This window comes from Helicobacter pylori SA213A, from assembly GCF_000476275.1.
Classification (GTDB): Bacteria; Campylobacterota; Campylobacteria; order Campylobacterales; family Helicobacteraceae; genus Helicobacter; species Helicobacter pylori_CL.
In genome coordinates this window covers 36,811-60,830 of record NZ_CBOM010000004.1, presented here as the reverse complement: position 1 = coordinate 60,830, position 24,020 = coordinate 36,811, and the positions used below count along the sequence as shown (strand labels likewise).

Below are 24,020 nucleotides of genomic sequence, written 5' to 3'. Positions count from 1 at the left end.
AAAATCAATGCCTTAATTTTGGTAGGTGTGTTTGTCTCTTATTATAATATAAAGTTTAAGCGTATGATACAAAAAAGCTTATTTTACGCTATAATGCGATCTTTATTAAATTACCAAATTAGGAGGTCGTTATGGCTTTGAATCTGGAGAAAAAACAAGAAATCATTAAGGCGTTTGCTACTAAGGAAAACGATACGGGTTCTTGTGAGGTGCAAGTGGCGTTGTTGAATGAAAGGATCAAGCTTTTAACCGAGCATTTAAAGGCTAACCCCAAAGATCATTCCAGTCGTTTAGGGCTTTTAAAATTAGTCGCTCAAAGACGCAACTTGTTGAAATACATCAAACGCACCAATCATGCGCGTTATGTGGTTTTGATTGAAAAGTTAGGCATTAAAGACAGATAATTTTATCGGTTTTAGGGTATGGCGAGTTTGTGTTGAAAGAGCGTTTGAAGGCCTTTTTTAGTGCGGACTCTATTTTCACTTTAATTTTTGCCCTTTTTTTTCTCACTTCGTTTAAAAAACCTTTAACTCAAGTCTTGTTGATTGTTTTAATGGTTTTTTTGTTTCTTAGGTGTTATTTCCAAGCGTCTTTGAAAGAGACCTTTGGAATTAATCATCTAAAAACAATGCCTTTCAAATGGCTCACTCTGGCTTTTTTGGGCGTGTTTTTAAGCATCTTCCCTAACATGTTTAACATGTATGATAGCCAAACTTTCCGCTACAATTTATTCGCTCTAAACATGTCCTTAACTTACGCTTGCGGGGCGTTATGCTTGCTTTTTGCTAGCCGTTTAAGAATCAAATTGAATCAAAAAATCCTTTTTTATAGCATGGCTGTTGCAAATTTCATCAACGGCTTGCTTTCATTAGTGCAAAAAATTTATTTTAACATGCCCAGAGCGCAAGGGTTTAGCACGGTTAAGGAGTATGTGGTTTTAGTGAGCGTGTCCATTTTAGGCTGTTATATTTATGCACTCTATTCGCAAAGTCAAAAAGAAAAACTTTTTTTCACGCTTTCTGTTTTTGTGGGGTTTTTAGTCGTTATTTTAAGCGCTACAAGGAGCGCGACAATCGCTTTTGTTATTACTTTTTTGATCCTTTCTTGCTTTATTTTATACGCCAAAAAATCGCTCAAACCATTGGGTTATATGGTGGTTGTGAGTCTTATTTTGAGCGCTTTGTATGTGGGGAGTAACGCTTTAGAAAAAAGGGGGGCAATAGAGCAATCTAGGGTTCAAAACCAAAGCTTTGAAGAGGATTTGAAACGCTACGCTAAAAAGGACGCTGATAGCAGTATCGGGTGGCGTTTGGAGCGCTGGAAAGAAGCCCTAACGGTTTTGCGTTTAAGGCCCTTTTTTGGTATGGCCGCTAGCGAGAAATGCCAGAGGTTAGAAGAGATTTTATCCTTATCAAAGTCTTATAGAGCCAAAGATTTGATTCTTTGTTATGAAAGATACGACAATCAAATCATTCATGTTCTAGCCACTAGGGGGATCATAGGCTTTTTGATCTGGCTCTTTTTTTTATTAGCGGTTGTAAAGATTTTTTGGAGCGGGATAAAGCAAAACTCTTTAATATCGTTTTTTATATTAACAACACTCACTTTTTACCTCATTTTTGGCATCGGGTTTGACCCCTTTGATTTCTTCATTACGGGAAGTTTTTTTGTAGGAATGATCATGATGGCTGTTTTTTTAAAAAAAGATAAAAGTGCTTTTTAGCATCAAGGGGTTTGATGTTAGTCAAGCGGTAGTTTCTTGTGATGCGCTCTTAGGGGGATTTAAGGGGTAAGATAAAAACTTATGCTATAATGTGTTCTCATTCCATATTAAACAAGGAGAAATAAATAATGAAAATTTTAGTGATTCAAGGGCCTAATTTAAACATGTTAGGACACAGAGACCCAAGACTTTATGGCATGGTAACCTTAGACCAAATCCATGAAATCATGCAAACTTTCGTGAAACAAGGCAATTTAGATGTAGAATTAGAGTTTTTTCAAACCAATTTTGAGGGCGAAATCATTGATAAAATCCAAGAAAGCGTGGGCAGCGATTATGAAGGGATTATCATTAACCCTGGAGCGTTTTCGCACACTTCTATTGCGATTGCGGATGCGATCATGCTAGCGGGCAAACCTGTTATTGAAGTGCATCTCACTAACATTCAAGCCAGAGAAGAATTTAGGAAAAATTCTTACACCGGAGCGGCTTGTGGAGGCGTGATCATGGGATTTGGCCCGCTTGGTTACAACATGGCTTTAATGGCGATGGTCAATATTTTAGCCGAAATGAAAGCGTTCCAAGAAGCCCAAAAAAACAACCCTAATAACCCCATTAACAATCAAAAATAAAAGGGGGTTATTGATGAGTGGATTAGAGAGAGAATCGCATTTCACGCTCAATGAGAACGCGATGTTTTTTGAATGCGCTTATAGTTGCGATAACGCTTTGTTTTTGCAATTAGACGATCGCTCGTTTTTTATCACTGATTCTCGCTACACTCAAGAAGCTAAAGAAAGCGTTCAGCCTAAAAATGGCGTTTTAGCGGAAGTGGTAGAATCTAGTGATTTAGTGCAAAGCGCGATTGATTTGATTGCTAAAAGTTCGGTTAAAAAACTCTTTTTTGACCCCAATCAAGTGAATTTGCAAACCTATAAGCGTTTGGATTCAGCGATTGGGAATAAGGTTATTTTAGAGGGCGTGCCTAGTTACCACCGCCAAAAACGCATCATTAAAAACGATCATGAGATCCAACTCCTCAAAAAATCTCAAGCGTTGAATGTTGAAGCTTTTGAAAATTTTGCCGAGTATGTGAAAAAGATTTTTGATGAAAAAGAATCCTTGAGCGAGCGGTATTTGCAGCATAAGGTTAAGGACTTTTTGACTAAAGAGGGGGTTTATGATCTGAGTTTTGAGCCTATTTTAGCCTTGAATGCGAACGCGAGCAAGCCCCATGCTTTGCCTAGTGCAAAGGATTTTTTAAAAGCGGAGCATAGCATTCTTTTGGATATGGGGATCAAATACGAACGCTATTGCTCGGATCGGACTCGCACGGCTTTTTTTGACCCTAAAGATTTTGTCTTCAAAAGAGAGCAGAGTTTCAAGGATAAAGAGCGTCAAAAGATTTATGACATTGTGAAAGAAGCGCAAGAAAAGGCTATTACAGGCATTAGAGCGGGCATGACCGGTAAAGAAGCGGACAGCTTGGCTAGGGGAGTGATTAGCGATTATGGTTATGGGCAGTATTTCACTCACAGCACCGGGCATGGCATTGGCTTAGACATTCATGAGCTTCCCTATATTTCATCGCGCAGTGGAACCATTTTAGAAGAGGGCATGGTGTTTTCTGTAGAGCCTGGGATTTATATCCCTGGATTTTTTGGGGTGCGCATTGAAGATTTAGTGGTGATCAAAAATTCTAGGGCTGAGCTTTTGTGATGCGAGAGATCCTTACTAACCGCTTTTTCCCCAGCCTTTTTAAAAAAAGGCTTGATTTTTCTAACAGGGTGGTTTTAGGGTTGGGATCTAATCTTAAAAATCCTTTAAAAATATTAAAAAATTGTTTTTTATATTTTAAAAATCATAGTAAAATTGGTAAAATTTTTTCTTCGCCCATTTATATCAATCCGCCTTTTGGTTACACTAAGCAACCTAACTTTTATAACGCTACGATTATCCTTAAAACATCTTTAAGTTTACGCCATTTTTTTGCTCTGGTTTTTTATATAGAAAGGCGTTTTGATCGCCAAAGGAAGCGCGATTTTAAAGACGCTCCAAGAACTTTAGACATTGATATTATCGCTTTCAACCAAGTCATTTTAAGACAGAAGGATTTGACTTTACCTCACCCTAAATGGAGTGAAAGGGATTCGGTGTTAGTGCCTTTAACTTTGCAACAAATTCTTTTTAAAAAAGGGGAGTGGTGAAATTCTATACCTATAGTGGGGAGACGGCTGCTGAAGCTTTAAAGATCGCTCAAAGCCACCATGGGGTGGATACGCTAGTGTTTAAAACGCAAGAAATCCGTAAAAAAACGCTCACTTCTTCTGGGCTTTATGAAATCGTTGTGGCGGTTGAAGAAGAAAGCGAAAACAAACCCTCTAAAGCCCCCCTTATTCCTGAAAGTTTGTATGATGAAGAATTGAATGAAGAAGATGTGGTCATGCAGCTTTCAAGCACTGTAGAAGAAATGCGCAAACTCGCCGGGGTTTCATCTAATCAGCGCAACTATAGTTTTTCAAAAAATAAGACCCTTTTAGAAAAAGACACTCCAGAGGATACGCCTTTAGAAGCTAATAAGCAAGACGCTTTATTGCAAGCTTTAAAAGATGAAGCCAACCATAAAAAAGAAAGAGAAAAAAGAGAAGTTAAACAAGAAGAAGAGATTAAAGACATCAATCTGCAATTAAGCAAAATCAGAGACAGCTTAAAGCTCATTCAAAACATGTTTTGGGATGAGAAAAACCCCAATTCTATCAATATCCCTCAAGAATTTGCCGAAATTTACAAACTAGCCAAACAAAGCGGGATGAAATCCAGCCATTTAGATGAAATCATGCAATTAAGCCTGGAATTGATGCCTTTACGCATGAGAGAAAATTCCGTAACGATCAAGCGCTATTTTAGAGAAGTGTTGCGCAAAATGATTTTGTGCCGCCCTGAAGATTTGAATTTAAGGCAAAAACGCATCTTAATGCTTGTAGGGCCAACAGGCGTGGGGAAAACGACGACTTTAGCCAAATTAGCTGCGCGCTATTCTAGGATGTTAGCTAAAAAATACAAGGTGGGCATTATCACTTTAGACAATTATCGCATTGGGGCTTTGGAGCAATTGAGTTGGTATGCTAATAAAATGAAAATGAGTATAGAAGCGGTGATTGACGCTAAAGATTTTGCTAAAGAAATTGAAGCGTTGGAATACTGCGATTTTATTTTAGTGGATACGACAGGGCATTCGCAATACGATAAAGAAAAAATTGCCGGTTTGAAGGAATTTATAGATGGGGGTTATAATATTGATGTGTCCTTAGTGCTTTCGGTTACCACTAAGTATGAAGACATGAAAGATATTTATGATTCTTTTGGGGTGTTAGGGATTGACACTTTAATCTTTACGAAATTAGATGAGAGTAGGGGGTTAGGGAATTTGTTTTCTTTAGTGCATGAAAGCCAAAAGCCTATCAGCTATCTTTCTGTTGGGCAAGAAGTGCCTATGGATTTGAAAGTGGCTACTAATGAATATTTAGTGGATTGCATGCTAGATGGCTTTAGTAACCCTAATAAGGAACAAGCATGAACAATCAAGCGAGCCGCTTAGATAATTTGATGAATCTTAAAAACCCTAAAAGTTTTTTTGATAATAAAGGGAATACCAAATTCATCGCTATCACAAGCGGTAAGGGAGGCGTGGGGAAATCCAACATTAGCGCTAATTTAGCTTACTCTTTATACAAGAAAGGTTATAAGGTAGGGGTGTTTGATGCGGATATTGGTTTAGCGAATTTAGATGTGATTTTTGGGGTGAAAACCCATAAAAATATCTTGCATGCCTTAAAAGGTGAAGCCAAATTGCAAGAAATCATTTGCGAGATTGAACCCGGGCTTTGCTTAATTCCTGGGGATAGCGGCGAAGAAATTTTAAAATACATTAGCGGTGCAGAAGCTTTAGATCAATTCGTGGATGAAGAGGGGGTTTTAAGCTCTTTGGATTATATTGTGGTTGATACAGGCGCTGGGATTGGAGCTACTACACAAGCGTTTTTGAATGCGAGCGATTGCGTGGTGATTGTTACCACACCCGATCCTTCAGCGATTACCGATGCGTATGCATGCATTAAAATCAACTCCAAAAATAAAGATGAATTGTTTCTTATTGCTAACATGGTAGCCCAACCTAAAGAGGGCAGGGCGACTTATGAAAGGTTGTTTAAAGTGGCTAAAAACAATATCGCTTCATTAGAATTGCATTACTTAGGAGCGATTGAAAACAGCTCTTTATTGAAACGCTATGTGAGAGAGCGAAAGATTTTAAGAAAAATAGCCCCTAATGATTTGTTTTCGCAATCCATTGATCAGATAGCGGGCCTTTTGATTTCTAAATTAGAAACCGGCGCTTTAGAAATACCAAAAGAAGGTTTGAAAAGCTTTTTTAAAAGGCTTTTGAAGTATTTGGGGTAGACTGATGAGAGTGCAAAATTTTATCCATTTTTCTGTTGTGGTAGGGTTTTTTTTAGGGTTAGTGTTTTCGGTGTTGAAATTCAATGAGCCAGAGAGCATTTTATTATGGACGGTGTTATCCACGCTTGGGGGATACTTGATCGCATTGTTGTTTGCGTCTATTTTTATCGCTTGCACGGATTTAGATATTTGTCTTTTTGACAAAAAAGGCACTGAAGAGAGCTTGCTTCGTTTCAACCATGAGTTTAAGAACAGAGAAAAAGAAGTGGCTAGTATTTTAGAATACATTAGAAGTTATGATTTTGATGATGGAAAATAGAATGCCCAAAGGAATTCAAAAAACTGAAACCAGCGAAAAAAATATAGAAAAGGTTTTGAACGCCTATGATAAGCAACAACACCACCATCAAGACGATCTCGCTATCCAGTATCTACCGGCCGTGCGTGCGATGGCGTTTCGTTTAAAAGAGCGCTTGCCCAGCTCTATTGATTTTAACGATCTGGTTTCTATTGGCACTGAAGAATTGATTAAATTAGCCAGGCGTTATGAGAGCGCGTTAAACGATTCTTTTTGGGGGTATGCTAAAACTCGTGTCAATGGGGCGATGTTAGATTATTTGCGTTCTTTAGATGTGATTTCTCGCTCCAATAGGAAGCTGATTAAAAGCATTGATATTGAAATTACCAAACACCTTAATGAGCATGGGAAAGAGCCTAGCGATGCATATTTAGCGCAAACTTTAGGCGAAAATATTGAAAAGATTAGAGAAGCCAAAACGGCTTCAGATATTTATGCGTTAGTGCCAATAGATGAACAATTCAATGCGATTGAGCAAGATGAAATCACTAAAAAAATTGAAGCAGAGGAGTTGTTAGAGCATGTCCAAAAAGTATTGAATCAAATGAGCGAAAGAGAGCAAATCCTTATCCAGCTTTATTACTTTGAAGAGTTGAATCTGAGCGAGATCAAAGAGATTTTAGGCATTACTGAATCGCGCATTTCTCAAATCATTAAAGAAGTGATTAAAAAAGTGCGTAAATCCTTAGGAGTGGATCATGGCTGATATTTTAAGCCAAGAAGAAATTGATGCGCTTTTAGAAGTTGTTGATGAAAATGTGGATATTCAAAATGTCCAAAAAAAGGATATTATCCCGCAGCGCAGCGTAACCCTCTATGATTTCAAACGCCCTAATCGTGTGAGTAAGGAGCAACTGCGTTCTTTTAGGAGTATCCATGATAAAATGGCTAGGAATCTTTCCAGTCAAGTCTCTTCTATCATGCGTTCTATTGTAGAGATCCAGCTCCATAGCGTGGATCAAATGACTTATGGCGAATTTTTGATGAGTTTGCCTAGCCCTACAAGTTTTAATGTCTTTTCCATGAAGCCTATGGGAGGAACAGGGGTTTTAGAGATTAATCCTAGCATCGCTTTCCCCATGATTGACAGACTATTAGGGGGCAAGGGGAGCGCGTATGATCAAAACAGGGAGTTTAGCGATATTGAATTGAATTTATTGGATACGATTTTACGCCAAGTGATGCAAATTTTAAAAGAAGTGTGGTCGCCTGTGGTGGAGATGTTTCCTACCATTGACGCTAAAGAATCCAGCGCGAATGTGGTCCAAATCGTCGCTCAAAATGAAATTTCTATCATGGTGGTTTTAGAGATTATCATTGGGCATAGCCGTGGGATGATGAATATTTGTTACCCGGTGATTTCCATTGAGAGCATTCTTTCTAAAATGGGGAGTAGGGATTTGATGCTTTCAGAGACGAACTCTAAAAAGAGCCGTAATAAGGAATTGCAAGCGCTATTGAGCGGGGTGAGCGTGGATATGATCGTGTTTTTGGGTGCGGTAGAATTGAGCCTGAAAGAAATGTTGGATTTAGATGTGGGGGATACTATCCGGTTGAACAAGATCGCTAATGATGAAGTGAGCGTGTATGTGCATAAAAAAAAGCGTTATTTAGCGAGCGTGGGGTTTCAAGGGTATAGGAAAACCATTCAAATTAAAGAAGTGATCTATAGCGAAAAAGAACGCACTAAAGAAATTTTAGAAATGCTAGAAGAGCAGCGCAGAGGCAAAGTGGGCGATATTATGAAAATAGAAGAAGAGTGAGAAATGCAAGACTTTATTAAGATTTTTATTCAAGAGGTTGTCTCTACTTTAGAAGGGTTAGTGGGTAAGGCTCCAAGCGTGGGATTAGAAAAAGAAGTTTCTAGTAGCGACGAATCTTTTTTGAAATTAATCAGCGCGCCTTATGCAAGGGTTAAGATTAGCGCGATTGAAAAAGAAGAGAGCTCTATTGAATTACTGGCTCCGGTGGATTTAGTTACCGCTTTAAGCGATTTGATGCTAGGAGGTGAGGGGGCGAGTAAGGAAGAAATGGATAATGACGATTTAGACGCTTTTAAAGAAATGGCTTCTAATATTTTTGGCGCGATCGCTACGAGCTTGAAATCTCAAGAATTGCTCCCTAAACTCAATTTCACTACCACGAACGCTGAAATCGCTAAAGAGCTTCCTAAAAAAGAAGATTACGCTAAAGCGATGGTGTTTTCTTTTAAAATGGAAGCCATCAAAGAAAGCCAAATCATTTTATTGACTACGGAGGCTTTTGAGCGCCAATTTGAAAAAACGCATCAAGAAGAAAAAGAAGAAACGACACAGAGCGCTACTGAAGAGATTAAAACCCACGATGCGTCTTTAGAAAACATAGAAATCCGCAATATCAGCATGCTTTTAGACGTGAAATTGAATGTTAAGGTGCGTATCGGGCAAAAAAAGATGATTTTAAAAGATGTGGTTTCTATGGATATAGGGAGCGTGGTAGAGTTGGATCAATTGGTGAATGACCCTTTGGAAATTCTTGTAGATGACAAGGTGATCGCTAAGGGCGAAGTGGTGATCGTGGATGGGAATTTTGGCATTCAAATCACGGATATTGGCACTAAAAAGGAACGCTTAGAGCAACTGAAAAATTAAACCATTTTAGAGTAAAGAAGGAAGGAATATGGCTATTTTTGGGGAATTAGGCTCGCTTGGGCATTTGTTTAAAAAAACGCAAGAATTAGAAATTTTGCATGCGTATTTAAAAGATGTCATGCAAAAGGGTAGTAAAGCGAATCAAAGAGTTTTAAACCTCGATCCTAATACAGAATTTCAAGTGCCTTTAGGGCATGGCATCTTTAGCATAGAGCAGAGCTATTGTTTAGAGCATGCCAAAGAAAGCGAGAAAGGCTTTTTTGAAAGCCACCAACAATATGTGGATTTTCAGCTGATTGTCAAAGGCGTTGAGGGGGCTAAAGTAGTGGACATCAATCAAGCCACCATTAAAAACCCTTACGATGAAAAAAGAGATTTGATCGTTTATGAGCCGGTTAGTGAAGCTTCTTTTTTGCGTTTAGATGCGGGCATGCTGGCTATTTTTTTTGAAAGCGATGTGCATGCGTTGAGGTTCTATGGAGAGTCTTTTGAAAAATATAGGGAAGAGCCGATTTTTAAAGCGGTCGTTAAAGCACCCAAAGGGTTGATCAAATTAAAATTATGAAATTGGTGAGTTTTGTTATAGTTTTTTGTTGTTTTTTAGGGGCTGTAGAGTTGCCTGGAATTTATCAAACTCAAGAATTTTTATACATGAAAAGCTCTTTTGTGGAGTTTTTTGAGCATAATGGGAAGTTCTATGCCTATGGTATTTCTGATGTGGATGGCTCTAAAGCCAGAAAAGACAAACTCAATCCTAACCCAAAGCTAAGGAATCGCAGCGATAAAGGCGTGGTGTTTTTAAGCGATTTGATTAAGGTTGGAAAACGATCTTATAAAGGCGGTAAAGCGTATAATTTTTATGACGGCAAGACCTACTATGTAAGGGTTACTCAAAATTCAAACGGGGATTTAGAATTCACTTCAAGCTATGACAAATGGGGGTATGTCGGCAAGACTTTCACTTGGAAACGCTTGAGCGATGAAGAAATCAAAAATCTAAAACTCAAGCGTTTTAACCTGGATGAAGTCCTTAAGACTATTAAAGATAGCCCTATCTAAGCTTCTCCTTTAAAATCTTTTAACATTCACTCTCTTGGCATTCTTTACACCACACAAACATTTTCATGTCATGGCTAATCAGCTTGGCTTGATATTTTTTAACGACTTCATTCTGGCGGTTTTCAATTTCGGGGTCTGCAAATTCAATGATCTTACCGCAATGCAAACAAATGATGTGATCATGGTGTTCTTTAGCCGCAATTTCATAGCGCCGACCGCTTTTTGAAGTCTCTAAAACACAGATAAAATTTTCTTTTTCTAAGAAATTCAAAATGCGATAGACTGAAGAAATGCTGGTGTTTTTGTCCTTTTGGCGGATAGAATGCGTGATTTCTTCAGGGCTTAGGTGTGTGCCGCTGCGATACAAAACGCTCACCACTTCTTCTCTTTGTTTTGAATTTTTGAGTCCGTTTTTTTTGATAGACATCCTCAAGCGCTCTAAAATGGATTCCAAAGTTTCTAATCTTTTCATGCTGATATTTCCCTTATCCGTAAAATGATTTTTATAACTAGAATATTATTATACAATAATAATGCGATGAAACATAGATAAAACTCATTATTATTTTAATTTAATCAAAAAATATTGATTTTTTATTACCATTGTCGCATTTTAATGTAACTTATAAGATCAATTTCTTATCTTATCAAGCCATTCTAAAAGGGTTTTTTCAAACCCTATGCCTTGAGAAGAAACCAAATTGAGGGGTTTTTCTAAATAATCTTGTTTGACATAGCCGTTATAATCATGCGGGTAAAGATAGTCTTTAGAATGAGGCAGCAAGTGTTTAGGAATAGGGTAGAGCAAGCCCTTTTGAACGCAATCCAAAGCCTGATTGATCGCTCTATAAGCCGTGTTAGATTTAGGCGAACAAGCCAGATAAATCACGCACTGGCTTAAAATAATGCGCGCTTCAGGGTAGCCGATTTGTTTGACTGCAAACAAGCAAGAAGCGGCTAAATTAAGGGCGTTTGGGTTAGCGTTACCAATATCTTCGCTCGCAAAAATCACCAGCCTTCTGGCGATAAATTCCGGGTTTTCCCCGCCAGCAATCAAGCGCGCCAGATAATAAATGGAAGCGTTTTCATCGCTCCCCCTTAAAGATTTGATTAACGCGCTAGTGAGGTTATAATGCGTATCATCGCTATAAGATCCGTCATTTAGGCTATGAGGCCGTAAGGATTGCAGCGTTTCTAAAGTGATAGGATTTTCTATTTTAGCGCTCAAATCTAAAAGGTTTAATAACGCTCTGGCGTCGCCAGCGCTGTTGTTTAAAAGATAGGTTTTAGCGCTAGGCTCTATTTGTTTTTTGAGCAATGTTAAAGCTTTAGCGCAAAGTTTGTCTAAATCGCTCTTTTTTAGGGGGGTTAATTCAAAAGTAAAACTTCTTGATCGGATCGCATGGCTTAGGCTGTAATTAGGATCTTGCGTGCTAGCCCCTAAGATTAAAGCGTGATCTTTTTCCATAATGGGGAGTAAAAATTCTTGTTGGGTTTTATTCAATCTGTGGGTTTCATCAATAAAAATAACGGGTTTTAAAAGGGTGTTTTGGTAATTTTTAAGCTTAAGGCGTAAATCCTCTAATTTGAAATCTGTCGCATTGAATGAAAGAATGGGGCGCTCTAGCATGTGGGCGATGATTTGAGCCAGGCTTGTTTTGCCCACGCCAGGAGGGCCATAGAAAAAGGCATGGGGGAAGTGTTTGGATTGTAGGGCTTTAAATAAGGGGGCGTCTTTCCCTATTAAATGCTCTTGGCCTAAAAAATCTTCTAGGCTTTTTGGGTTTAAAAGCGAAGTCAGGCTCATTTTTTAAATAAAATCAATTCGTAAAAATTCGTAGGGGTGTTTAAATTTTTCGTTGGGGTTTTGTTGTTTTTAGAGTGTTTTTGCAGAGCGTCTTGCAATTCTTTATTGAGATTGTCTAATTCATCAAGCTTTTCTTTTAAGCGCAAGATAATATCCACGCCCGCTAGATTAACCCCCATATCCCTTGTAAGGCGTAAAATCGTTTTGATTTTGTCCATGTCTCGTTGGGAATACAAGCGCATTTTCCCATCAGTCCTGCTAGGCTCTATCAAACCCTCTTTTTCGTATTGGCGCAAGGTTTGAGGGTGCACGCCTAAGATTTTAGCCACGACGCTTATCAAATAAAGCGGTTCATCATAATCGCACACGATTCCTCCTTACAATTCTTTTTCTAATAACGCTTTTAACTCATTAGAAAGCGTTTCCGTTTTAGGCAAGATCAAACGAGCTTGCAAATACAAATCCCCCACATGCGAAGTTTTTCTGTTTTTGATCCCTTTTTCTTTAATGCGGAATTTTTGCATCGCTTTGGTGTTAGGGGGAATGGTTAGGGTTAAGGTTTTATGCCAAGTAGCGATTTCAATTTTCCCTCCAAAAAGAGCCGTCTTTAAGGGTAAATCAAAGATTTGGATAATATCGTCTTTCTCGCGCCTATAAATTTCATCTTCTTCAATATGGATCTCTAAGAGCAAATCGCCCCTACCCGTTCGCCCCGTTTTCCCTTTGTTGCGAACCCTGATTTTTTCGCCCTCTTCCACGCCGATAGGGATTTTAAGGCTAAAAGTCTCATTATTGATGCTCACTTGTTTTTTATTGCCTAAAAGGGTGTCTAAAACAGAGACATTTAAAGTGGCGGTCAAATCTAAATTTTCAGGGGCGAAATTGGAAAAATTAAAGCCAGAAAAGCCTTGCGAGTTTTGAGAAAATCTTTGTGAAAAGCCTCCTTTCCCAAAAATAGAGCTTAAAATATCGTCTAAATCTTCACTAGGACCACGGCTTCTGGCAAAATCGCTGAAATTCTGCCCCCCAAACATGTTATCGCCAAACTGATCGTATTGGCGGCGTTTTTCTTCGTCGCTCAAAATTTCATAAGCGGCGTTGATTTCTTTGAATTTTTCTTCGGCTTCTTTGGTTTTATTCAAATCCGGATGGTATTGCCTAGCTAAACGGCGGTAGGATTTTTTGATTTCATCTTGGCTGGCGTTTTCGCTCACGTTTAAAGTTTGGTATAAACTCTTACTCAATGGATCACCTTTAAAATAGTTTTATTAGAATACTATCATAAATCTTTAGTGTTAGTCAATCAAGTTTATTGATAATGTTTAGTGGTAATTGAGATTTTAAACCCGTTTCAGCGCAATTAAAAGGAATTTTAACTAAAATATTGAGTTTAAATCCACGATGAGTTTTTAATGCAATATAAGAAAAATAAGAAAAGATATTATTATTTAGCGTTAGGGATCCTTTTTTTAAATGGTCTGTCTTTGAAGGCTTTAGAAATCGCAGTCAAACCTTTTGGCTATCTGGGGCTATTGTATAATCAAGGGGCGCAAAAAAACCCTCACAGCTATGTGGGGGCTTTAGCGCGTCTTGGGGTGGATTTTTCTTATAGCAATGGGTGGTCCTTTGGTATTGGAGCGATTGGGGCTTGGAATATTTATAACAAACAGCGTTTGGCTAACCTTTACATCAGTCTAGGGAATTTTTTTGGTAACCCTAACAATGTTAAACCTTATTTGAGTGCTGGCGATGTTTCTGATGCGTATCTTCAATACGCTAACCAGCGTTTTAAAATCGCTTTAGGGCGTTTCAATACCGATTTTGTGGATTTTGATTGGATAGGGGGCAATATTCAAGGGATCTCTGTGGCTTTTAAGCAAAATTCCATGCGTTATTTTGGGATTTTTATGGATAGCATGCTTTATAATGGGCATCAGATCAATAAAGAGCAAGGGAAACGGATCGCTACTTCCCTAAACGCTCTAGCGTCTTATGATCCTGTGTCTAAACGCTTGTATGTAGGGGGGGAAGTGTTTGTTTTGGGCGCAGAATACAGGCATGAAAATCTTAAAGTGGTGCCTTTTATTTTAACGGACACCCGCTTGCCTTTGCCCACCCAAAACGTTTTAGTGCAAGTGGGGGGTAAGTTGGAGTATGACGCTTCTTTAGCTAAGGGTTTCACTTCGCACACTCTAGTGCATGGCATGTATCAATACGGCAACACTGATAGTGCTACAAGCGCTAAAAATGCCGGCTTGTTTTTGATCGATCAAACTTTTAAATACAAAATTTTTAATTTTGGAACGGGTTTTTATATCGTTCCGGCAAGGAACAATAAGGGCTATCTATGGACTTTTAACGACAGGACTAAATTCTATGGCCGTGGGATCAACGCGCCCGGTGTGCCAGCGATTTATTTTGCTAATTCTAGCATTTCAGGCTATGTTTTTTTAGGGCTTAAGACTAAAAGGGTGCGTTTAGACGCGATGGTGGCTTTTGGGGATTATCAAGAATATTCTTTAATGAGCAGTTTTAGGGTTTGGACTTATAGGAGTTTGTCTTTTGATATGGGTGGGGGGTATGTGTATGCTTACAATTCTAAAGCCACGAGAAAAAGCCTTGGAAATAGTTCTTTTGTCTTTTTTGGGAAGTTTTTGTTTTAAAAAAATGCCGTTTTTACAATCAATAGCAAAGGGCTTGCCAAAAGTAAGCGATAATTTCTTTTTTAAAAAATCAACATTAAAAGAAGTTTTTGTTTTAAAAATGTTTTAAGAAATTCTTTTGAAATCAGGTTTTTGTGTTTTTTTAGGGAAAAAAGTTTTTTTAAACTCAGGCTCCCATAGTTTGATCACGCCATGGTGGGTCATCTGGTGCATATTGACTAAACGCATGTTTAAAAGAGCCTTTTCTTTAGCTTCGCTATCGCTCAAATCTTCTTTAATTTTGAACGCTTGAATGATCTGCTCCCACAATTCATGCTCTTTAGCGTCTTCGTTTAAAAAATCTTTATAGTTGAAGCCGCCAATCCCTTTAACCCCTTTGATATTATCCCCCTTATCCCCCACAACGCACTGATAATAAGCAAAAAAATGAGCCTCTTTTTGACTCACATTAAAAAAAGCGTTGGTTTTGAGATTGAAATGAGAACCTCTATTGGAATACAAAATATCCTTATCCATGCTGGCTATCACATAATTGTTGGGGTCTTTCTTTTTGTAAAAAGAGATAATATCATCGGCTTCATATTCAAAACAATGTTCGCCCTGGATTTTAGCCCCTTTTTTTAGGGGGTATTTTTCCACTAAAGCGATCTTTAGAGCTTTTAAAAGAGACCTAAAATCTTCATCAAATTGGTGGCGTTTTTGTTTGTAATGATCGCACAGCTGGTAGCGGAAACTCTCTCTGCCCCTAGTGATAAAAAAGAGCGTTTTAGAGCAACGGGTTTTGCGCATGATAGATAAAATTTGAGTGGTAAGAAAGATTATGCCCACTTCTTGCAAGCTATAAGCGGCGAATCTTTTAGGGAGCGTTTTATTAGAGAGCAAACGCCTAACAATATTAGGGATCACGCAATCGATGTCTAGTAAAAGAGTTCTTGAATGCGTGAATCTTGTTTTGTTAAACGCTTGTCTAATGGTTAATCCTTAAGTTGAATTTCTCTTTTCAAAAGTTAAACTATTATAGTAAATATATAGCAAATAATAAGTTATTTTAATAATAATTAGCTCTATTCTCATTAAATACGCTAAATTTTAAGAGATCACCGCTTGTTTTAGCTCTTTTGATTGCAAAAACGCTTTTGGCATTCTTGCATTTTATGATCAAACGCCCACAAAAAACAGGGCTTAAGGATTTTCTGTTATTTGCGCGGTAAGTTATATTTCCGGCGTTTTTCCCAAAGGCTTTTGCGGCTAATGCCAAGCTTGTTGGCTAATTCCGTGTCCGTGCAGGTAGAAGAAAAATGCCTAATGGCTTCTTTTTCATACTCTTGAATGGAAAGGAAAGTCGTGTTATCGCTAAACAAAGATAGGGGTCTATTGCCGCATTCAATGCTCACAATTTTAGGAAATTCTAGGGGTTCTTTATGGGTATAGGACAAAACAATAGGGCATGAACGGGCCAATTCTAACAATTTCAATTGCTCATCTTTTTTAAGCTCTTCTAAATGCATGATGTAAAAAGGGCGTTCTAGTTTGTCTTTATTCTTGTATAGTTCTTTCCAAGTGGTATCCTTTAAAGAGAAAAAAGAAAAATCCATTTGCCTTTCTTTAGCGTATTGCAATAAATAAGCGTTCGCAAGCTCTTGAGAGGGCGTGTGGATGATGAAAGGCGGCCGGTAAGAAAAATCTTTAGGCAAGGGCAATTCCGCATGGATAAAGTCTAAGTAATTTTCATAAAATCCCAAGCGAGCGGTCATTTCTTGGTAGGCTTTGTGGTATTGGATCTTGCGCAACAATTCATCCATTTTAAAAGGTTTTAGAATATAATCTCTCGCTCCCGCTTGAATGGGTTTATTCACGCCATCTTCATTGACATGCGAAGCCATCATGATAATGATTTGCTTGGAATTATAACGCACAAAGTGTTCGCAACGCCCTTGAGTGCAAACTTTAGAAGAAACTAAAATCACATCATAAGGCTCTTTATTTTCTTCTGAAATGCTAGAGATGATCTCGCAAAAATGCCCTAAATCATGCAAATTATGAGAGATACTCCTAGCTAGCGCTAAATCGTCTTCAATGATTAAGATTTTCATCCATTCTTCCTTTTATCGCATTTTATCACATTTAAAGTTTTTGTTTATAACGCATGCTCGCATGCGCTTGGACTAACAGCCCTTCTTGTTTGCCAATGAACCCCATTTTTTCCATTGTGGTGGCTTTTAAGCTGATTTGAGATTTTTCTAAACCCAAAAGTTGGCTCAAATTCTCTAAAATCGCCGGTTTGTAAGGAGTGATTTTAGGGATTTCGCTAAAGATGGTCGCCCCCATTTCAAGCAATTCAAACCCAATGCTTTGAGAAAAATCCAACACGATTTTTAAAAGCTCTTTAGAGGAGGCGTTTTTGTATTTGGGATCATTATCAGGGAACCATTCGCCAATATCCCCCCCTTTAATCGCTCCTAAAATCGCATCAATAACCGCATGCAACAAAGCATCGCCATCGCTGTGAGCCTTTAACCCAAACTCACAATCCAAAACAACCCCCCCTAAAACCATAGGCTTATTTTTAACAAACGCATGCGTATCAAAGCCCATGCCTATAAAAGTGTCTTTTGCTGGGTTGAAAAAGAGCGCGAAATGCTTCAAATCGCCGCTCGTGGTGAGTTTGTGCAAATTTTTACTGCCTTCAATATAACTCACACGATCAGGGAAAGCTTGTAAAATCGCGCTGCTTTCATCTTTAAAATCCCCTTGATTTAGGGCTGATTGGAGCGTTTTAGTGTGGCTTAATTGCGGGGTTTGAATGAGTTTGATCGCCTCTCTATCTAAAGCCTCGTTATAATAGATCGCCGTGTCATAGCAAGGCAAGTAAGGAGCGATGCAATAATGGCTTGTTTGTTGGAGGGTCAAAAACAAACTTTTAAGCGCTTCCATATTGGCTAAACCCCTAGCCACATCGCTGGTGAGCGTGTAAGCGCTATCAATTACTTTTAAAGCGTTGCACACGGATTCTTGCCTTGATGCCCCGCCTTTTATAAGCTTGATTTCAGGGTAATGGCGTTGGATATAAATATAATCCAATTCGCTTACGACTAGAATGATTTCTTTAAAGTCTAGGGCTTTTTTAAAGCTTTCATAAACGCTGAGCCATAAGGGGGTATGATTAGAGCGTAGCCATTGTTTTTTGATGGTTTGAGAAAAACGCTTAGACTCCCCAGCGGCCAATAAAACAACGCTCGTTTGTTTGATAAGCGTTTCTAGCGTTTCTTTAGTTTCAAAAGGGTCTTCTTCTAAACTTTCTAAAGAGAGTTTAAAAGCTTCCCCATTCACTCTAATCAAAGACATGCGACTAACAACCCACCCCTATCATTTCACCAAAATGATCCTATAACCTTGATTCAAATCTAAAACTAAGAATCGTTTGGGTTTGCCTTTATACTTTTCTAAAGCATGGTTAAAATCCGCAACGCTTTTCACTTCAATCTCTTCAATTTTTGTGATGATGTTACCTTGCCTAAAGCCAGCTTGCTCCGCTGGGGAATTTTCATTCACTTGAGAGACTAAAACCCCTTGAACATCATCGCTCAAACGCATAGACCTTTTGGTTTTTTGGGTTAAATCTTCTACTTGAAGCCCGTTCAATTGGCCTTGCGCACCGTTTTGAGCAGAAATGGTTTCTTTTTTGTTAGGGTTTTTCCTTTCAGCTAGAGTGAGGGTAAAGGTGCGTTCTTTTTTGTCTCTAATGACTTTTAAGGTTACTCTTTGATTGGGTAGCATGGAGCCGATTAGATTTCTTAACTCATTTGTGTTTTTAACCTTTTTCCCATTGACTTCAGTGATCAAATCCCACACCAAAATCCCTGCTTTTTTAGCCGGAGAGTCTTTTTCTACGCTAATGACTACCGCTCCTTCTTTATTGTCATAAGAATTTTGCAAATCGCCACTCAAATCTTGCAAGCCCACGCCCAAGTAACCTCTTTCAATCTTACCGGTTTTGATGAGCTGGGTTACAATATCTTTAACCATATTAGAAGGTATGGCAAAGCCAATGCCGTGGTTACCGCCGGTTTTAGAGATAATAGCGGTATTGATCCCCACTAACCCTCCACGGCTATCAATCAAAGCGCCGCCGGAATTTCCAGGATTAATAGAGGCGTCTGTTTGAATGAAATTCTCATAGCTGTTGATCCCTATCCCGCTTTTATTGAGTGCTGAAACAATGCCTTGCGTAACGCTTTCGCCTACGCCAAAAGGGTTACCGATCGCAAAAACCAAATCGCCCACTAAAATATCATTAGAATCAGAGAATTTGATGGTGGGTAAGTTGTCTTTAGTGATGCGAATCACGGCTAAATCGCTTTCAGAATCCGTGCCTACTAAAGTAGCGGAATACTCTTTATTGCTCCCTGGAATGGTAACTTTAATCTTATCCGCGCCATCAATCACATGGTTATTCGTAACGATATAGCCATCTTTAGAAATGATTACGCCACTGCCTAAAGCCCTTTCCATTCTTTCTTTAGGGATCATGCCGCCCAAATCCCCAAAAAATTGTTGGAAAAAGGGGTCATTAAACACACCGCCACCTATAAAATTGTTTTTAATCTTCTTTTCAGTAGAGATATTCACCACCGCTTTAATCGAATCCTTAATAGAATCGTGGTAAGAATAGATCGTATCCTCTTTGGAGGGGACACTTATGCGCTCTTTAACTTTGGGCATGTTTTGGATTTGGATATTACCCGCATTCAAGCTTAACGCTAAAGCCAAAGAGATAAAAAGGGTTTTTTTCATCATGGTTACTTCCTTAAAATGTGCTAAACTTCAAAATTAAGAAAAGATTATATCAAATCTTTTTTGTTATTTTCATTAGCTTTTTGTGTAAAATAGTATCCAATGTAACAAATAACAGCAAAAACAATCGTTAAAATCATCCCGATGCGTTGATCCTTATCCATAGCCGAACCAATCACGCCGATGACACACCCAGTGATCCCTATGAGTTGCAAAAAGGGTAGAAAGGGGGCTTTATAAGGCAAATCCTCTAAAGAATGCCCGGCTTTTAAGTATTGCTTACGGAAAGAATATTGCGAAACAGACACGCTAACCCACACAATAATCACCGTGAAACTGATCACATTAATCAGAGCTTCCACGACATTTTCTTTGGCATAAATTTGGACTAAAAGCCCTATGAGAGAAAAAGAAAGGGAAAAAAGCATCGCATAAGTGGGCGTGCCTTGTCGGTTGAGTTGGGAAAAAACCTTAAAAAACATCTTTTGTTTGGACAGCCCATAAATCATGCGGCTCGCTCCATAAAGCCCTGAATTAGCGGTAGAAAACATCGCGGTAATGATAACAGCGTTCATTATATCAGCCACATAAGGGATACCCATGCCAATAAAGGGCAAATTAATGCGTTCTAAAACGCTCACAAAAGGGCTTTGCGTGATAGAGGAATCATTCATGGGTAAAAAAACAGAAATGACAAACACAGAGCCTAAAAAGAAAAAGACAATCCGCCACAAGGTCGCTTTAATCGCTTTAGGCATCACCTCGCTAGCGTTTTTAGTCTCTCCTACAGCCACCCCAATCACCTCTGTGCCAGTGAATGCAAAAATGACAGCGAGCATAGCAGAAAAAACCGCCGCACTCCCGTTAGGGAAAAACCCCTTATCGCCAAAATGGAAATTATCAAAAATAGAACTAAACCCATGCAAATAGATTTGATAAATAATCCCAATTACGCCAATGCTTATAAAAGCGATCACCGCTAAAACTTTAATCAGGCTAAAGAAAAACTCGCCCTCGGCAAAAATTTTAACCGAAAAGAAGTTCAATAAAAAAACTAACGCAATGCATAAAATAACCCAATAATGGATAGGAATATCCGCAAACCAACGTTGCATGAGCATGCCTATAGCAATGTATTCTAACGCCACCGTGATCACCCAGCCAAGCCAATACATCCAAAAAACCATATAGCCCGTGCCAGGGCCTATGAATTTAGCCGCATAATCCCCAAAGCTTCCCGTAGTGGGATAAACGCTAGCCAATTCGCCTAAAGAGAGCATGATACAATAGACCACAAGCCCTCCAAAACCATAAGCGATCAAGGTCCCTAAAGGGCCAGCGTTCGCAATATTACCCCCAGTGCCTACAAAAAGCCCTGTGCCAATCGCTCCCCCAAATGCAATCATTAAGAGATGGCGCATTTTCATGTCTCTTTTAAGCTCGCCTTGTTTTTGCGTGGTATTTTGATGCGTTATCTTTTGATTGTCCATGCGACACCTCCTTAGATTGAAAATAAAAATAGCTTGAATTATAACAAAAATAAAATAAAATGATTTTTTTAATTGAATATTGAAAATAAAATTTTAAAAAAACGAAAGAATGCTAAAGTTAATGTTTATCAATATTTGATGAGAGCGGATTTTTAAGGTATTTTCTTAAAGAACGCTAAAAACTCCTTTTAAAACATTAAGATTTGTAATATTTAATGGTGTAATCTATCCCCGAATAAAGGGTTAAAAAAACCGCTATAGCCACAAGCACATAAGAGTAAGTTACATCAGCCAATAAAGCGCTAATCGCCACGACTTGAGAAACGGTTTTATACTTGCCTAACGCATTGACAGGAATATCCTTTTTTTCATTAGCGGCTAAGACTCTAAGCCCTGAAATAAAAAATTCACGCCCTAAAATCACAAACGGGATCCACGCATTCACACGATCCAAATAAACTAACCCTAAAAACGCACTCAAAATAAGGATTTTATCCGCTAAAGGATCAAAGATTTCCCCAAAGCGCGATTTGGCTTTATAGCTTCTAGCGATATAGCCGTCCAATAAATCCGTGAGTGCGGCAAACAAAAAAACCAATGAAGAGATCATGTTAATGTGAAAGGGGGTTAAAAAACTGAAATAAGTGCGCGTGTTTAACAATAAAAATAATAAAAACAAGGATAAGACAATGCGTAAAATCGTCAAAAAATTAGGCAGGAGTTTTAAAACTTTCATGCTTTCAAAAAGACTTGTGAAAAATTCAAAAACGCGCGCCCTAAAAATCCCAGCGCCACACACATTAAAACCACAGCGATCGTTAAAAAAATGATAACTAACGCTTGCACTAAAATCCCTAAAAGAGCCAACATGAAACTAAAAAGCAACAACCTAAACCCGCTTAAAAAAAACCTTTCTTGCGTGTAAAGGCTCAATTCTCTATAGAGTTTGTGCAAATAAAAAAGAGAAACGCCATTACCAATTAGCGAAAGAGCGTTACTGGCGTTAGGGACAAGATAGCTTAAAAGAGCGCATAAAATCAGCGCCAAAAAACTGAAAGCGAAATTTTCAAAAAAACTCAGATGGCGTGTGATTTTAGAAAGCCTGTAAAAACCAATCGCTCCGGCAATAAACCCAAGCGCGCACAAAAAAAGAGACAATAAAACGATATAAGCTAGTTGATTGTTAAAGAGGTTAGAAATTTGAAACGATTTCGCCCCGCTTGAAACAAGAAAAAGCACCAACAAAACAGCCCCACACAAAGGGGCGAAAAAATAGCCCAACAAGCATTTTTTAATGAATTGCAACTCTTTGCTGTGGTGGATGTGGATAATATTTTGCAAGAAAAATCTTTATTTAAAAGTAGTCCCACCATCTACAACAATCGTTTGCCCGGTAAGCCAACCGCTTTGGGTTTCATCGCACAAGAAATACGCCGCTCCGGCTAGATCGTTAGGATTGCCCATGCGTTTTAGGGGCGATTGCTCTTCTACTTTTTCTTTGATTTCCACATAATCAGGGAAGGCTTTCAAAGCGTCCGTATCAATAGGCCCGCCGCTAACCGCATTCACTCTAATGTTAAACTCGCCTAAATCCACGGCAGCGTATTTGACCATGGTTTCTACGGCGTTTTTAGAATTGCCATGCCCAGCATAATTAGGCATATAGACCAAATTCCCGGTAGAGCTTAAGCTCACGATCGCCCCGCCGCCTATTTTTTGCATGCGTTTTGCCGCTTCTTGAGCCCCCACCACAAACGCTAACACGGTGGCTGTGTAAATGTTGTTTAACCCCTTAGGTTTTAATCGCATAAACGGCGCAAATCCCCCCACGACAGAACGCCCATAAATAATAGCGTTAGAAATAAAAAAATCCACTCTGTCAAAATCAGCGTCAATTTGTTTAAAAAGCTCTGTGTATTGCTCAGGCTCTAAAACATTAAGGGGGTAGGCTTTGGCTTTAATGGAATACTTTTGCTCCACATCTTCTATGATTTTGTTGGCTTCTTCAATATTCTTATTGTAAGTGAAAGCGATATTCACGCCACTTTGAGCGAAGCGATACAATATCGCCTTACCAATCCCTCTAGTCGCACCGCTGATCACTAGGGTTTTATTTTTCATGTGATTGGAACCATTCATGCAATTACCTCATATTGTTGTAAAGTTTTTTCTAAAAGTTGAATCGTTTCTTTGCTTGGGGCCACTAAAGGCAGTCTGTAACTTGGGTTTTCAATCAAGCCGGCTAAATGCATAGCCATTTTAATAGGGATAGGGTTCGTTTCTACAAAAAGGGCTTGGTGCAAACTAAAAAGCTTATTTTGGATTTCTAGGGCTTGTTGGTATTCAAGTTTGAGCGCGCAATTGACCATCTGTGAAATCAGATTAGGCATTAAATTACCGGTCACTGAAATCACGCCGCACCCCCCTGAAAACATGATAGAGTGGTTGAGCGAATCTTCCCCACTAAAAATTTTAAAATCTTTTTCATAATAATGCAATTCTGTTACTCTTTTCAAAGAGCCAGACGCTTCTTTAATGGCTTTAATGTTAGGGACTTCTCTAAAGAGTTTGAGAGCGGTTGGAACTTCAATAGACACGCCTGTTCTACTTGGCACATCATAAAGCATGACAGGGATTTCCACCGATTGAGCGATGGTTTTATAATGTTCAAACAAGCCTTGTTGGGTGGGGCGGTTATAATAAGGGCTTACGCATAAAATTGCATCTGCACCGATTTTTTGAGCGAACTTTGCCAAAGAAAGGGACTCGCTCGTGGCGTTACTGCCCACGCCGGCTAACACTTTCATGCGCGAATTGGAGGGCGTTTTAGTGTTTTTGCAAGTCTCTATGGCGATTTCAATGCAACGCATGTGCTCTTTGTGGGTGAGCGTGGCGGATTCTCCTGTCGTGCCAACAGGCACGCATGCGTCCATGCCTTGAAAAATTTGGCGCTTGATCAAGGATTCATAAGCGGCCTCATCAACGCTCAAATCTTTTTTAAAAGGCGTAATTAACGCGCTAGATGAATGAAATTGCAT

Annotated in this window: 27 protein-coding genes; 14 read left to right on the top strand and 13 right to left on the bottom strand. The window is 38.8% G+C overall.

The genetic code is table 11. From position 1 onward, the window contains the following. Positions 1–131: 131 nt before the first annotated feature. From rpsO to QT74_RS02455, 13 genes are all read left to right on the top strand, one after another. Positions 132–404 carry a 30S ribosomal protein S15 gene (rpsO, locus tag QT74_RS02515; protein WP_001207122.1) on the top strand — a complete coding sequence of 91 codons (273 nt, stop codon included), beginning with the start codon at positions 132–134 and terminating at the stop codon, positions 402–404. A gap of 29 nt (positions 405–433) precedes the next feature. Continuing rightward, entirely contained in the window at positions 434–1,723 is a 1,290-nt protein-coding gene (locus QT74_RS02510; RefSeq protein ID WP_033764402.1) for an O-antigen ligase family protein, read from the top strand. 128 nt (positions 1,724–1,851) lie between these two features. Further along, positions 1,852–2,355, top strand: a complete 504-nt coding sequence (gene aroQ, locus QT74_RS02505) for a type II 3-dehydroquinate dehydratase (RefSeq protein ID WP_000699284.1) — start codon at positions 1,852–1,854, stop codon at positions 2,353–2,355. 13 nt (positions 2,356–2,368) lie between these two features. After that, positions 2,369–3,442, top strand: coding sequence for an aminopeptidase (locus tag QT74_RS02500; protein WP_033764400.1), 1,074 nt, complete (start codon positions 2,369–2,371; stop codon positions 3,440–3,442). Continuing rightward, a complete protein-coding gene (folK, locus tag QT74_RS02495; RefSeq protein WP_033764398.1) occupies positions 3,442–3,930 on the top strand; it encodes a 2-amino-4-hydroxy-6-hydroxymethyldihydropteridine diphosphokinase in 489 nt (162 codons plus the stop codon). Before QT74_RS02500 ends, folK begins: the two co-directional genes overlap by 1 nt. After that, the gene (gene flhF / locus QT74_RS02490) at positions 3,927–5,300 is read left to right on the top strand and encodes a flagellar biosynthesis protein FlhF (protein WP_033764396.1); all 1,374 of its coding nucleotides are present in this window, start codon (positions 3,927–3,929) and stop codon (positions 5,298–5,300) included. The genes folK and flhF overlap by 4 nt, the downstream gene beginning before the upstream one ends. Further along, entirely contained in the window at positions 5,297–6,181 is an 885-nt protein-coding gene (ylxH, locus tag QT74_RS02485; RefSeq protein ID WP_033764394.1) for a flagellum site-determining protein YlxH, read from the top strand. The genes flhF and ylxH overlap by 4 nt, the downstream gene beginning before the upstream one ends. Before the next feature lie 4 nt (positions 6,182–6,185). Then, entirely contained in the window at positions 6,186–6,500 is a 315-nt protein-coding gene (locus QT74_RS02480) for a hypothetical protein (protein WP_001265941.1), read from the top strand. Beyond that, on the top strand, positions 6,478–7,245 hold the full coding sequence (locus QT74_RS02475; protein ID WP_033764392.1) for an RNA polymerase sigma factor FliA: 768 nt from the start codon (positions 6,478–6,480) through the stop codon (positions 7,243–7,245). The genes QT74_RS02480 and QT74_RS02475 overlap by 23 nt, the downstream gene beginning before the upstream one ends. Continuing rightward, on the top strand, positions 7,238–8,302 hold the full coding sequence (gene fliM / locus QT74_RS02470; RefSeq protein WP_000763575.1) for a flagellar motor switch protein FliM: 1,065 nt from the start codon (positions 7,238–7,240) through the stop codon (positions 8,300–8,302). Before QT74_RS02475 ends, fliM begins: the two co-directional genes overlap by 8 nt. Before the next feature lie 3 nt (positions 8,303–8,305). After that, the gene (gene fliY, locus QT74_RS02465) at positions 8,306–9,169 is read left to right on the top strand and encodes a flagellar motor switch protein FliY (RefSeq protein WP_033764389.1); all 864 of its coding nucleotides are present in this window, start codon (positions 8,306–8,308) and stop codon (positions 9,167–9,169) included. A gap of 28 nt (positions 9,170–9,197) precedes the next feature. Then, a complete protein-coding gene (locus tag QT74_RS02460) occupies positions 9,198–9,734 on the top strand; it encodes a YhcH/YjgK/YiaL family protein (protein ID WP_033741830.1) in 537 nt (178 codons plus the stop codon). Beyond that, positions 9,731–10,228, top strand: coding sequence for a DUF2147 domain-containing protein (locus tag QT74_RS02455; protein WP_033741828.1), 498 nt, complete (start codon positions 9,731–9,733; stop codon positions 10,226–10,228). The genes QT74_RS02460 and QT74_RS02455 overlap by 4 nt, the downstream gene beginning before the upstream one ends. 19 nt (positions 10,229–10,247) lie before the next feature. Here QT74_RS02455 and fur read toward each other — a convergent pair whose 3' ends face one another. The 4 genes from fur to QT74_RS02435 form a co-directional block, all read right to left on the bottom strand. Continuing rightward, on the bottom strand, positions 10,248–10,700 hold the full coding sequence (fur, locus tag QT74_RS02450) for a ferric iron uptake transcriptional regulator (RefSeq protein ID WP_000824996.1): 453 nt from the start codon (positions 10,698–10,700) through the stop codon (positions 10,248–10,250). A 159-nt stretch (positions 10,701–10,859) separates the two neighbouring features. Further along, positions 10,860–12,035 carry a replication-associated recombination protein A gene (locus QT74_RS02445; protein ID WP_033764387.1) on the bottom strand — a complete coding sequence of 392 codons (1,176 nt, stop codon included), beginning with the start codon at positions 12,033–12,035 and terminating at the stop codon, positions 10,860–10,862. Further along, complete coding sequence (locus tag QT74_RS02440) at positions 12,032–12,403, bottom strand: heat shock protein transcriptional repressor HspR (RefSeq protein ID WP_000332997.1); 372 nt, start codon at positions 12,401–12,403, stop codon at positions 12,032–12,034. Before QT74_RS02440 ends, QT74_RS02445 begins: the two co-directional genes overlap by 4 nt. Before the next feature lie 9 nt (positions 12,404–12,412). Beyond that, complete coding sequence (locus QT74_RS02435) at positions 12,413–13,279, bottom strand: DnaJ family protein (RefSeq protein ID WP_033764384.1); 867 nt, start codon at positions 13,277–13,279, stop codon at positions 12,413–12,415. Between the two features lie 168 nt (positions 13,280–13,447). Here QT74_RS02435 and QT74_RS02430 point away from each other — a divergent pair, with 168 nt between their 5' ends. After that, positions 13,448–14,698 (top strand): hypothetical protein, encoded by a 1,251-nt coding sequence (locus QT74_RS02430; RefSeq protein ID WP_033741820.1) that lies wholly within the window; start codon positions 13,448–13,450, stop codon positions 14,696–14,698. A 105-nt stretch (positions 14,699–14,803) separates the two neighbouring features. On the opposite strand, the gene QT74_RS02425 is transcribed toward QT74_RS02430, so the two are convergent. The 9 genes from QT74_RS02425 to dapA form a co-directional block, all read right to left on the bottom strand. Continuing rightward, on the bottom strand, positions 14,804–15,670 hold the full coding sequence (locus QT74_RS02425) for a 5'-3' exonuclease (RefSeq protein WP_080247141.1): 867 nt from the start codon (positions 15,668–15,670) through the stop codon (positions 14,804–14,806). A 224-nt stretch (positions 15,671–15,894) separates the two neighbouring features. Then, positions 15,895–16,791 carry an OriC activity response regulator gene (locus QT74_RS02420; protein ID WP_000697567.1) on the bottom strand — a complete coding sequence of 299 codons (897 nt, stop codon included), beginning with the start codon at positions 16,789–16,791 and terminating at the stop codon, positions 15,895–15,897. Positions 16,792–16,822: 31 nt separating this feature from the next. Continuing rightward, complete coding sequence (locus tag QT74_RS02415) at positions 16,823–18,043, bottom strand: bifunctional 2-C-methyl-D-erythritol 4-phosphate cytidylyltransferase/2-C-methyl-D-erythritol 2,4-cyclodiphosphate synthase (RefSeq protein WP_033764383.1); 1,221 nt, start codon at positions 18,041–18,043, stop codon at positions 16,823–16,825. Between the two features lie 21 nt (positions 18,044–18,064). Beyond that, positions 18,065–19,495: a Do family serine endopeptidase gene (locus QT74_RS02410; protein WP_000976619.1), complete on the bottom strand. Its 1,431-nt coding sequence runs from the start codon at positions 19,493–19,495 to the stop codon at positions 18,065–18,067. Between the two features lie 44 nt (positions 19,496–19,539). Then, a complete protein-coding gene (locus tag QT74_RS02405) occupies positions 19,540–20,982 on the bottom strand; it encodes an amino acid permease (protein WP_033764382.1) in 1,443 nt (480 codons plus the stop codon). A 196-nt stretch (positions 20,983–21,178) separates the two neighbouring features. After that, on the bottom strand, positions 21,179–21,718 hold the full coding sequence (gene pgsA / locus QT74_RS02400; RefSeq protein ID WP_033764380.1) for a CDP-diacylglycerol--glycerol-3-phosphate 3-phosphatidyltransferase: 540 nt from the start codon (positions 21,716–21,718) through the stop codon (positions 21,179–21,181). After that, on the bottom strand, positions 21,715–22,323 hold the full coding sequence (locus QT74_RS02395) for a hypothetical protein (protein WP_033764378.1): 609 nt from the start codon (positions 22,321–22,323) through the stop codon (positions 21,715–21,717). The genes pgsA and QT74_RS02395 overlap by 4 nt, the downstream gene beginning before the upstream one ends. 9 nt (positions 22,324–22,332) lie before the next feature. Continuing rightward, a complete protein-coding gene (locus QT74_RS02390) occupies positions 22,333–23,121 on the bottom strand; it encodes an enoyl-ACP reductase (protein ID WP_033764376.1) in 789 nt (262 codons plus the stop codon). Continuing rightward, positions 23,118–24,020: a 4-hydroxy-tetrahydrodipicolinate synthase gene (gene dapA, locus QT74_RS02385; RefSeq protein ID WP_033584842.1), complete on the bottom strand. Its 903-nt coding sequence runs from the start codon at positions 24,018–24,020 to the stop codon at positions 23,118–23,120. The genes QT74_RS02390 and dapA overlap by 4 nt, the downstream gene beginning before the upstream one ends.